9 protein-coding genes are annotated in these 11,520 nt (G+C 43.8%); 8 read left to right on the top strand and 1 reads right to left on the bottom strand.

Annotated elements, in window-relative coordinates:
• Window positions 1–27 precede the first annotated feature (27 nt).
• Window positions 28–159 (top strand): transposase domain-containing protein, encoded by a 132-nt coding sequence (locus tag G7Y39_RS13935; RefSeq protein ID WP_370520362.1) that lies wholly within the window; start codon window positions 28–30, stop codon window positions 157–159.
• A gap of 74 nt (window positions 160–233) precedes the next feature.
• On the opposite strand, the gene G7Y39_RS12580 is transcribed toward G7Y39_RS13935, so the two are convergent.
• On the bottom strand, window positions 234–2,726 hold the full coding sequence (locus G7Y39_RS12580; RefSeq protein ID WP_165157796.1) for an alpha-L-arabinofuranosidase C-terminal domain-containing protein: 2,493 nt from the start codon (window positions 2,724–2,726) through the stop codon (window positions 234–236).
• 182 nt (window positions 2,727–2,908) lie between these two features.
• On the opposite strand from G7Y39_RS12580, the gene G7Y39_RS12575 reads away from it, so the two are divergent.
• From G7Y39_RS12575 to G7Y39_RS12545, 7 genes are read left to right on the top strand one after another with little or no spacing between them, the layout of a single operon-like run.
• On the top strand, window positions 2,909–3,274 hold the full coding sequence (locus G7Y39_RS12575; protein ID WP_165157795.1) for a PleD family two-component system response regulator: 366 nt from the start codon (window positions 2,909–2,911) through the stop codon (window positions 3,272–3,274).
• Window positions 3,274–4,449, top strand: a complete 1,176-nt coding sequence (locus G7Y39_RS13555; RefSeq protein ID WP_165157794.1) for a sugar transferase — start codon at window positions 3,274–3,276, stop codon at window positions 4,447–4,449. Before G7Y39_RS12575 ends, G7Y39_RS13555 begins: the two co-directional genes overlap by 1 nt.
• Before the next feature lie 37 nt (window positions 4,450–4,486).
• Window positions 4,487–5,260 (top strand): TolC family protein, encoded by a 774-nt coding sequence (locus G7Y39_RS12565; protein WP_165157793.1) that lies wholly within the window; start codon window positions 4,487–4,489, stop codon window positions 5,258–5,260.
• A gap of 3 nt (window positions 5,261–5,263) precedes the next feature.
• Window positions 5,264–7,426 (top strand): hypothetical protein, encoded by a 2,163-nt coding sequence (locus G7Y39_RS12560; protein WP_165157792.1) that lies wholly within the window; start codon window positions 5,264–5,266, stop codon window positions 7,424–7,426.
• 9 nt (window positions 7,427–7,435) lie between these two features.
• Window positions 7,436–8,893 carry an O-antigen ligase gene (locus G7Y39_RS12555; RefSeq protein WP_165157791.1) on the top strand — a complete coding sequence of 486 codons (1,458 nt, stop codon included), beginning with the start codon at window positions 7,436–7,438 and terminating at the stop codon, window positions 8,891–8,893.
• Between the two features lie 5 nt (window positions 8,894–8,898).
• On the top strand, window positions 8,899–10,113 hold the full coding sequence (locus G7Y39_RS12550; protein WP_165157790.1) for a glycosyltransferase family 2 protein: 1,215 nt from the start codon (window positions 8,899–8,901) through the stop codon (window positions 10,111–10,113).
• Window positions 10,110–11,222, top strand: coding sequence for a glycosyltransferase family 1 protein (locus tag G7Y39_RS12545; RefSeq protein ID WP_165157789.1), 1,113 nt, complete (start codon window positions 10,110–10,112; stop codon window positions 11,220–11,222). Before G7Y39_RS12550 ends, G7Y39_RS12545 begins: the two co-directional genes overlap by 4 nt.
• Window positions 11,223–11,520 lie beyond the last annotated feature (298 nt).

Below are 11,520 nucleotides of genomic sequence, written 5' to 3'. Positions count from 1 at the left end.
GAAGACAACGCCATCTTCTATACCTTTATGGTGTCCTGTGAAATCCTTGGCGTAAACCCTTTTCGCTGGCTGAAACACACGCTGGAGAATATAAGGCCGGACATGGAAGAACTTCAACTAACCGGTCTCCTCCCTTGCAACTTCGAAGACAAAATCTAAGCCTGACTTGAACTTAAAAAAACAAGTCGGACGGTTTCGGACGGATACGTTTAGTCGTGAACACAGTAGTGTTTTTATTCAATCTTTAGTCTCAAGATAGTCACTGAATTAGGCGGGAAGTTATAGATAAGCGGGCCGCTCATCGGGAATACGATAGGCTCAGTGACAGGCGCTACGGCATCCGGGTTCTCAAACGTATTACGAGCCTCCGGTTCCCCTCTCAATTGGATCAACTCCGCCTCATCACGGATGATATTCACTCCCTCGATACGCAAAGAGGTCTTCTCTTCATGACGGGTCGTATTCACGACCTTCAAGTAAATTACCTGATTCTCCTTGTCGAGGGTAGCCACAGATACCAACGACGGGATCGGACGCATATCCACCTCATGCAGCAATACGTCGTCCACATAACAACGGATGCGCTCGTACTCGCACGTCATGCGAACCGTATACCACCGGTTACTCTCAAAAGGGAACCGCACGGGAGAGACCAGGCTATCCTTCACGCCACCTACCTGATGGTACAGCTTGCTCATTCCCGCCCCGATCGTCAAGGCGATATAATCCGCCTGCTCACCCGTCCGCCCGTTGTCACGGAGGCGAAGCCGTATCTGTCCGCTCCCTTTCGTACGCCGGACAGTCGCCGTATATTCATAGGCATAGCTCGTAGAATCGCCGAACAATACCTGATTCCAACGGTTGGCCTCCGGCACCAACGTACCAGCCTCCGGGATCCTCCATCCTCCGCTCACCACGGAGATATCCGATACGGGCATGCCGTCGATCCGCACGTCCTTGAACTCATAACTATTGTCAAACATCTCGACACCTGCCCGACCCGTACGTGCTTGCGGCTTCTCGTAGGTATCCACAATCGTCTTCAGCACCTCGTCCCCTCGATGGCGGGTAAACATCTTTAATAAATGGTAGGAAGGAGAGACCACCGACTGATGGGTATTGAAGGATATCAACGGATGGCGCTGGTTCTCGAACCCGGCGTTCCCCAATACCGGAGCATATGCCAAGCGGCGTACCATATCCGGATTCTCCTCCGCCCCGACCAAGAAACAGGCTTCGGCCACCGCCGCCCGGAGCGTACCAGCCAAGGGTCGCTCCGTCGTCCCGAACTCCCCGATAAATACCGCTGGCGAACGCCTGGAATACCGGTCGCTATTAAACCGGCCGGAGTTGGAGAGGAAGAAATGTTCCCCTGCGTAATAATGGGAATCCACCCACTCGCTACGACCTCGCTTCGTGACTGGCGAACTGCTGATAACAGTAATCTCCGGATAGGTCTCCTTGATCGCCTTGCGGAAGAGTTCGAAGCGTCTGAAATACTCCCCGCCATAGTTCTCACTGCCGATCTCGACATACTTCAAGTTGAAGGGTTCCGGATGTCCGTTCCTCGCACGCAGGGCACCCAGCAGGGAATCCACCGGGGCATTCGCATAGGCGATCGCGTCCAAGGCATCTTCCGTGAGCTTATCCATCGCCGTGATATCCTCGTAGCGGGGCCGGCGACTTTGGCTCGTGATCCCGCTATTGATAACGTAGATAGGCTCCGCCCCCATATCCTCGCACATTTGCAAGTACTCATGGTAACCCATGCCGTTCGTCGTACCATAGGCCCATACGTTCCAGAAATGCTTACGCTCCGAGATATCGCCCAGCGTCTCCCTCCAAATAGGGTACGTGCCAGCCGTATACCCCTCCACGAAACTGCCTCCAGGGAAACGGATAAAACAAGGGGCCAAGGAATCGACTAGCGCCGCCAAGTCCGGTCTCAGCCCGTTCTTCCGTCCCTTCCAGGTATCCTCCGGAAATAAGGATACCACATCCAGCCAGAACACGGCAGAGGTATCGGCCGTGATCGTCAAGACTGCGTTCGGCACGTCCTCCACAGCCGTAAACGTATGCCTGTATCGTTTCCACTCGTACAGCGGAGTTACCTGAAACACATCGCTCAAGACCGTATCACCCACCGAGTTCTCCAAGGCCACCCGGATAGTACGGGGTGTCATATCCGCCCCCTTGGCGAAAAACGAGAGATTGTATCGTTTCCCCTTGCGAATCGGTATTCCCCGGTATCCCTCGGCTATCACACCTCCACGGCCCGACTCCCCGGAAGCCGATACGGCCACCAGCAACGACCGCCGGTTCCTATCATTGACCAGCTCCTTCATATCCGGGTATATCCGTGTATTAGAAACGATCCGCCTCCATCCCGGCACGGAGTCTCCCCGCAAGAAAGGGATCGTCCAGCCATTCGGAGTAATCAAGGCGTTCCGGGCGGCATCGTAAGGACAGTTCAACGGTGGTACGCCATCCTCAAAACTCCGGTTCTGGATCAGCTCCGCATACAGTCCTCCATCGATTCCGTGGTTGATCTCCTCAAGGGTCAAACCATACAGATCCGGGTTCACGGGAACCGTCAGGCCATCCGCCTCCACGGTTATCGTAGAGATCACCGGCATCTCCGGCTGGCAAGAGGACAAGCCCATCGCACCGATAACACCAACCAATAAACGAATACCATCAAAACCCATAGATTTCCTCCAAAGCATCTTCAAATACACATCTCCTTTATGAGCGTACAAACTTAATCAAAAAAATCGCAGTCTCTCCTATTTTCAAAGCTCGTACTGTTTTTTTTCAAAAAAACGACTGAAAAACATGTACTTTCTCAATTTAATACCCTAAATTTGCGCAGTAGATAAAACAAAAGACGACAATATTATATGACTTTATGGAGAAATCGGTTCTTTTAGTGGACGATAAGCAAGAAATCGCAAAGATAATCATGCTTTATTTATCCAACACTTACAAGGTATCCTATAAGGGAAATCCTTTGAAAGCGATCGCTTGGCTTCAAGAAGGCAATTTACCGGATTTGATCATTACAGACTTGAATATGCCGGACATGTCCGGAGAGGAATTCTTGGTTTATTTAAAAGCGAACGATATGTTCAGCCATATACCGGTCTTGATCCTGTCGAGCGTAGAAAGCAGCTCGAATAGGATACGTTTGTTTGAGGAAGGGGCGGAAGACTTTATTTTGAAGCCTTTCAACCCGGAGGAATTAAGGGTAAGGGTAAAACGAATATTAAAATAATGAATTATGTCTTTTTCGGAAATAACGCACCGTTAGCCGAACGTTTACGTAAAGCATTGGACACTGAAGTCATGACATGTATAACGCTTCTGCAGATGAAAAACGAGTTTTTTCCGGCAGAGGGAATGGATTATTGTGCATTCATCGAGAAAACAGATCCGGCGTTAAACATTCCCGCAATCGCACATCTGCATAAGACATTTCAACATATATACATCGTATTGATCGCCCAGGAAATGAATCGGGAGGAGAAAATAGCCTATTTGCAAGCCGGAACGGACTGCGTCATCTCTGAATCCACTTCTAAGGAAGATTTAGTGAGGTTACTGCGTATCGCCGAGAAGTGCAAGAAAATAGAGAAAACGCACAAAGCACAATTGAAAGAGCCGGATCTCGCTGTTTTCAAGCTGCCCCTATGGAAAAGAGCCTTCGACATCCTATTCTCATCCCTAGCGATCCTATGCCTCTTCCCTATCTTTATCATCACGGCGATCTGGATCAAGCTGGAGGACAGAGGCCCCGCTTTCTACAAGTCAAAACGAGTAGGCAGCAATTACAAGGTTTTCGATTTCTATAAGTTCCGCTCTATGTATATGGATGCGGACAAGCGTTTGGCAGAATATAAGAAACTTAATCAGTACATGGAATCTATTGAAGAAGAGGCCACGGACTCTTCTTCAACTCCTGTAAGCTCACAGAAGCAAGTCTCTTTCTTGAAAGACGACGGGCAAAATATCATTTTATATTCCGACGATGACGCTACTCCTGAAGACGACTATCTAAAAGTAAAACATCACGAACGCGCCAACGCTTTCATTAAATTAGAGCATGATCCTCGTATAACAAAGATCGGCCATATCATCCGGAAATACAGCATTGACGAACTTCCCCAGCTATTCAATATAGTAAAGGGAGACATGTCCATCGTGGGTAACCGCCCTCTTCCCCTATACGAGGCCGAGCTACTGACCGACGACGAATACATACAACGCTTCATGGCTCCCGCTGGTCTCACAGGCCTCTGGCAGGTAGAGAAACGCGGCAATTCCGGCAATATGTCCGCGAAGGAACGTAAACAATTAGACATTAAATACGCTCTTACATTTTCTTTCTGGCTGGACATGAAGATCATATTCAGGACGTTTACGGCGTTCGTGCAGAAAGAGGACGTATAAATGTAGCATTATATACAATCGATAATACATTTGCATTATGAAGAAGTTATTTATTCTATTATTGATATTTAATACGACTTTAGTCTATAGCCAAAAGAAAACATATTTTAATAAAGCGACGACTATAGAAGTAACTTCCGGAAATGACTCGATAGAAGCCATGTTAGATGACTATGAGCGCATCCAGCTCCCTCCCTTATCAGTCTTTTTGGAGTCTGTATATGAACACCCATCTGTCCGTATCTATGAAGCCAGGCGAGATGAGGCAAATGCGGAGATGAAGGTTACCCGCAGGGAGTGGCTGGACTATTTCAGGCCTTTCGCCCAATATCAATATGGCAGAATCGTTCAACTCTCTTCCACAGAGACAATCGATGATCCTTTAACCCTTACAAGTTTAGGCAGCAATCAACACACATACAGTGTCGGCATCTCTGTCTCCATTCCTCTGGGAGACGTTTTCAGCAGAGGACAGAAAATACGGGCAAAGAAGGCTCGTTTCCGTCAATTGGATTATGAATACGAGATATCCATAGAAGAGCGTAAGCTGAAAATCCTAGAGGCTTATAACAGCGTATTGCAAGAATTAGCCACATTAAAAGCCAAATCAGACGCAGCGGCCCTTTATAATGCCCAAATGAAAATATCCGAGCAAGACTTCATTAACGGTAAAATAGACATCATAGAGCTTTCCCTTGAGCGAGGAAGACGTTCCAGTGCCAATATATCTTATCAAGAAGGTCGTGCCTCCTTACATAATGCGGTTACGCTACTTGAGATGCTTACGAATGTAAAAATCATAAACCGATAATCAATGGATATCATACTATATATCTCTCGTTTCTTCTACAGGATACGGCATCAACTGGTATTCGGGACGCTTGTCATAACAGCATTAGTAGCTTATTTCAGCCAGTTTATGAGTAAGAACTACACGGTCTCCACCTCTATTTATACTGGTATCGCATCCAGCACAGGACTGGCAACAGAAGAAGGAAGAACAGATTGGCAAATAATACTCAACACATACGATAACTTGGTTAGCTTAACTAAATCAAGAGGAACATTGGAAACGGTCTCTCTAAAATTATTGGCACTGTGTTTAATGAATGGAAATCCCAATGAGGATAATCTCTATATCACGGCCAAGAATTATAAGAAGTTAATCGATGCTACTCCCAAAGAGGTATTAAACCTAGTAGATACCGCATCTTTCGATCAAACACTCAATGTTCTAAAAGAATATAAACAGAGTGATAGTTATAATTATCTACAAGAACTATTTAACAGCGAAGCGCCATTTTTCAGCTACGCTGCCCTTTCCGGGATTATCATCAGACGACAAGGAAACAGTGACTTGATAGAAATCACTTATACAAGCACAGATCCCGGCATTACATGGAATACCGTGAAATTAATCAGTGAAGAAATGAAAGTCTCTTATAAACACTCGAGATACCAAGTAGCTGATGACATTGTCAAATACTATGAAGAGGAACTAAGAAAAGTCAGGGCAAAACTAACCCAACAGGAAGATAACCTCACAGATTATAACGTAGCGAACCAAGTCATCAATTATGATGAACAAACAAAAGCGATCGCAAATAATTATGAGTATTTCGCCACACGCTATGAAGAGGCGGAGAAAGCCTACGAGAGTTCATCCAAGATAATCGAGGAGGCAGAGAAATATATGCTTATCCGGGCTAAGCTTATTACTGCGAACGATGACTTTATCAAGACGTTGGAAGATATCACTCGCATTAATGGAAAGATCACAGAATTAGAGACTTTTACTTCCGAAGATAAACAAGCGACCGACAGAGAGTTACTGGGGTATAAGACAGACTTAAAAAATGCCGAAAAAAAAATCGCCCTGCTGACTGAACAAATAAACTCATACAAAGAGAGTAAAGAGGGTGTCGCTATCGATGATTTGGTAGACGAGTGGCTAAAGCAAACGATTTTACATGTCAAATCGAAAGCGGAACTTGTTGTATTGAACAGGCGTAAGCAGGAATTTGACAATTTATACAAGGCCTACTCTCCGGTAGGTACCCAAATCAAGCAACAGGAACGGGAGATCAATCTTAGCGAACAATCCTATATACAAATCCTGTATGCGTTGAATATGGCAAAGATGAAGCAGAAAAACATCCAATTGACTTCCGCTACATTAAACACCGTTTCCGAACCCTCTTATCCGCTCTTCAGCGATAAAGGGAAACGGTTGTTATTAATTATAGCGGCCTTTATCGGCAGCTTACTGTTTATCACGGGATTGAATTTGATTATCGAATTATTGGACCGTACGCTCCGAGACGCGGAACGAGCCAAACGTCTCACGGGTATGGACATATTGGGAGCCTTTACAGGACGCAACTCTCAATTGAAATTCCGCGGTTTTATAAAGGCATGCAATCGGATCTCAGCTTCTTACATTTGTAATCGATTAAATCCTTATTTAAAAAAGGATGAGACATTATGTGTAAACATTTTAAGCATAGAATCCAAAGAGGGAAAAACGTTCATATGCAAATATCTGACTGATCAATGGGAGACATTGGGCTTCAATGTAAAATATATAAGGGTTGGGCAAGATATTTCCATTGATGCCGCATTCTTGACTACTGATAAAATCGAGAGTCATATCCATTTTGAAAAGCGTCCCGATATACTTCTGGTGGAATATCCCGCTATACGACAAAACGGGATTCCTCCTTACCTATTACGTTCTGCACAAGTAAACTTGTTAGTGGCAAACGCATGTCGGGTATGGAAACGAAGTGATGATGAATATGTAAGATACCTTCGGGAAATGACCCGGAACGCGCCATTATTCTTGTACCTGAATAATGCGTCACGAGAAGCGGTTGAAGACTTCACGGGACAATTACCTCCGGAGACTTCCATGCGCTCGTTTGCGAACAGGATGATGTACATGGGATTAACGTCAACAGGCTCTGCTGTAAAATAACAAGATCGAATGAGTGGCATCAAACAAAGTGAAGAGATTACATTCAGGCTATCCAACCTAATCTTGATATTGGGACTAGGGGGAATCGTTACGTCTTTATTGTTCGCTAATATACCGGCTTTCGGAATCATCTCGCTTTTCCCCTTGATTTGTATTGGCTGCATGTTTTTGCTCAAATACCCATGGCTCATATTGTTCGTGATTTTTGCAATGAACTATTTCATCATGGGCATCACGCGTTATTTCCCGATTGAAGAAATCAGTGTTATCATGGACATCTCATATGTGGTTGCTCTTGTTATCATTTTTATTCATGCCTCACTTTATCAAAATCTTGAATTGAAAAGGGCAATCCATATTTTAAGTATTGTATCTGTTTTATGGATGTTATACTGTTTTCTTGAGTTAATCAACCCGACAGCTTCTATAGAGGGGTGGATCCGATCAAGGGGATTAATTCTTAATGGTTTAATCATGACGATCTTAGCATCTCTATTGTGTACAAAATATAAAATATTGAAAGCATTGATATTTACCTTATCCCTGTTTACAATGCTGGCCGTAGCGAAAGCTTTGATGCAAAAATATATAGGATTCGATGCTTACGAACAGAAATGGCTGGATGACGGGGGGCATGTAACCCATATTATTTGGTCGGGTACTCGTTATTTCTCATTTTTCACGGATGCGAGTAATATGGGAGCGAATTTAGCTGCCGCCTCCATGTTTTTTGGGATTTCCTCTTTTTATATGCGTTCTCCCATTTATAAGATATATTATTTAATTGTAGCGATCTTATCACTTCTGGTAATGCTTACATCCGGAAGCAGAGGAGCCATGATCATACCTTTAGGAGGATTGGCTCTTTATGCCATAATAAGTAAACAAACAACGACAATTATAGGATCCGCATGTACTCTGCTCTTCGTATATGTATTTTTTGCGTTTACCACGATCGGAGAAGGTAATAGTACTATCCGAAGAATGAGAACAGCCTTTCATCCAACAGAAGACGCCTCTTTTAACGTGCGTATAGAAAACCAAAAGAAATTAGCTCCTTACTTAAGATACAAACCCCTCGGAGAAGGGCTAGGACTATCGGGAGACGGATTGGGTGTAAAAGTGTCGGAACGCTTCACTACATCTATCCCAAATGACTCTTGGTATGTGAAAATTTGGGTAGAAACAGGGGTTATAGGTTTGATCCTTTATCTCGGTATGATCCTCATTTCCATAGCTAAAGGAGGATGGATTATTGCCACCCAAATCAAGGATCCTGAATTAAAAGGACAACTATCCGGATTGCTTTGTGGCATATTCGGCATGTTTCTGAACGCATATTCGAACTCATTTTGGGGACAATTTCCTACTATGATGATCTCATTTATGGGACTTACGTTTGTCCTTAATGGCCTATATTTTGATCAAGATATACAAAACGATAAAAGAACCATCTCAAATAATTAAGCACCATGATAGAACAATTTTTTCAAACAGGAGGATACCTAATCGAAAAACAAGAGAACTTATATTTGTTAGGAGACGCGATTTTATTTCTATGTTTCTTAATATTTGTTCTGTACATATTCACATTTGCGGTCAACTCTAAGCGGAAACCTTTGTACACTTACCCTATAGCCAAGAAGAAATACCGATTCGCCGTCTTATTTCCGGCATATAAGGAAGATATCGTGATTCTTGACTCCGTAAATAGCTTTCTTCGGCAAGAATACCCCCAAGAACTTTATGATGTCATAGTCATTTCCAACCAAATGACACCTCAAACCGTAGAAGATCTGAAAGAATTACCCATACAGGTTGTCGAGATGGATTCACTCAAATGTACGAAAATAGAAGCCTTACAAAAGGCCATTGAATATATTGAAAAAGAGAATTTAAAATATGATAATATAGTCGTCCTTGACGCCGATAATGTAGTAGATCCCTCCTATTTAAGCAAGATCAACGATGCGCTTTATGCTGGATGTTCTGTTTTACAAACACATAGAGTGGCGAAGAACCGGGACAGCAATGTGGCGGTCTTAGACTCGATCAGTGAGGAAATCAACAACTCTATTTTCCGTAAAGGTCATACCCGCCTAGGTTTTTCGTCCGCCCTAAGCGGTTCGGGGATGGCTTTTGAATATGATCTATTCAAAGAGACCATAGAGAAATGCAGCGGTATCGGAGAAGATAAATACATGGAACGAATCTTGTTATTCCAAAATATTTATATTGAATATCTAGAGGACGTATATACGTATGATGAGAAGGTACGAGGGAAAAAAGATTTTTACAATCAACGTCAGCGTTGGTTAACGACTCAATTCTCCAACCTATTTTCCGGTATTTTAAAAATGCCCGTAGCCATGCTTAAGGGGAAATGGGATTATTGTGATAAACTCTTCCAATGGATGATGCCTCCTCGTGTCTTATTATTAGGTTTTATTATTTTAATCGCGATCATTCTGACTATCCTTGATTTTGTCGCATCTATAAAGTGGTGGTGCCTACTCATATTATTGGGTATAACATTTAGTATCGCGGTACCGGATTATTTAGTAGATAAAAAATTCAAGAAAGCGATCATTTCAGTTCCGATACTTTTCATCCTCATGTTTCTGAATGTATTCAGAATAGGAGGCAAGCATTTTTCCCATACGCAACATTCTAATAAAAAATCATGAGAATAGCCATAGAAGCCCAGCGTATTTTCCGGACGAACAAGCACGGAATGGATTTTGTAGCCTTGGAGAGTATCCGCGAGCTACAAAAGCTGGATCATGAGAATGAATATTACATATTCGTAAGTCCCGGAGAAGATCGTTGCCTGGAAGAGACGGATAATATGCGTATCGTAGAGGTGAGATGCCCCTCATATCCCCTTTGGGAGCAGGTAGCGTTACCGAATGCCATTGCTAAGGTGAAACCGGATCTATTGCATTGCACAAGCAATACGGCCCCCATCCATTGTCCGGTTCCATTGATATTGACCTTGCATGACATCATCTTTCTCGAACCCAAGCAAGGAGGTAATACATCATGGTATCAAAACATGGGTTGGCACTACCGACGTTTAGTAGTTCCCCGTATACTCCCCAAGTGTAAGAGAATCATTACCGTGTCTCATTTTGAACGTGATCGGATACGGGAAGCTCTGCGCCTGCCGAAAGAACGGATTATAGCGATCCATAATGGGTATAGTCAACATTTTCATCCCTTGTCAAATGTATCGGCCATCACCCGTAAATACATCGGCTCAGATGATTATCTTTTCTTCTTAGGAAATACAGACCCAAAGAAAAACACACCTCGCACCTTGAAGGCATACAGTCTTTACCTCAAGCGCTCGTCAAAGAAGCGTCCTCTGTTGGTAGCGGACTTGAAAGAGGATAAGTTAGATACGCTATTGAAAGAGCAGCATATAGAGGAAATCAAGCCCTATCTCTCCTATCCCGGCTACATACCCAATACAGACCTGGCCTATTTGTACAATGGCGCCTTCGCTTTTCTCTACACCTCCCTACGGGAAAGCTTTGGTATACCGATGCTAGAGGCTATGGCTTGTGGTACGCCGGTAATAGCCGGCAACACGTCTGCAATGCCCGAGATCGCAGGGGATGGAGGGATACTCGTAGACCCTCTCAAGGAAGAGGAAATCGTCAATGCCCTGCTCCGGCTGGAAGAGAAAGCGAATTACTACGACCGACAAGTAGCCTACGGACTGGAAAGAGTGAAGGAATTCTCATGGGAAAAGACAGCGAAGGCCTTATTACAGCTTTATGAAACTTTTTAAATACAAATGCCGAAAACGGAGCATACCCACCCAACGTAAGCATTTGATAAACTACAGGTATTAAACCTTTATATATAACAATGTATCCGTCCGAAATCGGCCGACTTTTCCATAGCATTTTTGATTGCAAACTTTGCAGTTAAAAAGTAAGCATTTGATAAACTACAGGTATTAAACTTTATATATAACAATAGCGACTGTCACTATGAAGCTAATAGTTGCAGTCGCTATTGTTTTGTTGAACCTATATGTTGCAGTCGGCATTAGTTGCCGGATTCCCCATTTTGTTTTGTCAATA

The sequence above is a fragment of the Parabacteroides sp. ZJ-118 genome (genome assembly GCF_011038785.1).
Lineage (GTDB): Bacteria > Bacteroidota > Bacteroidia > Bacteroidales > Tannerellaceae > Parabacteroides.
Note: the sequence above shows the minus strand (reverse complement) of the source record. Positions and strands in the feature narration are given on the sequence as shown.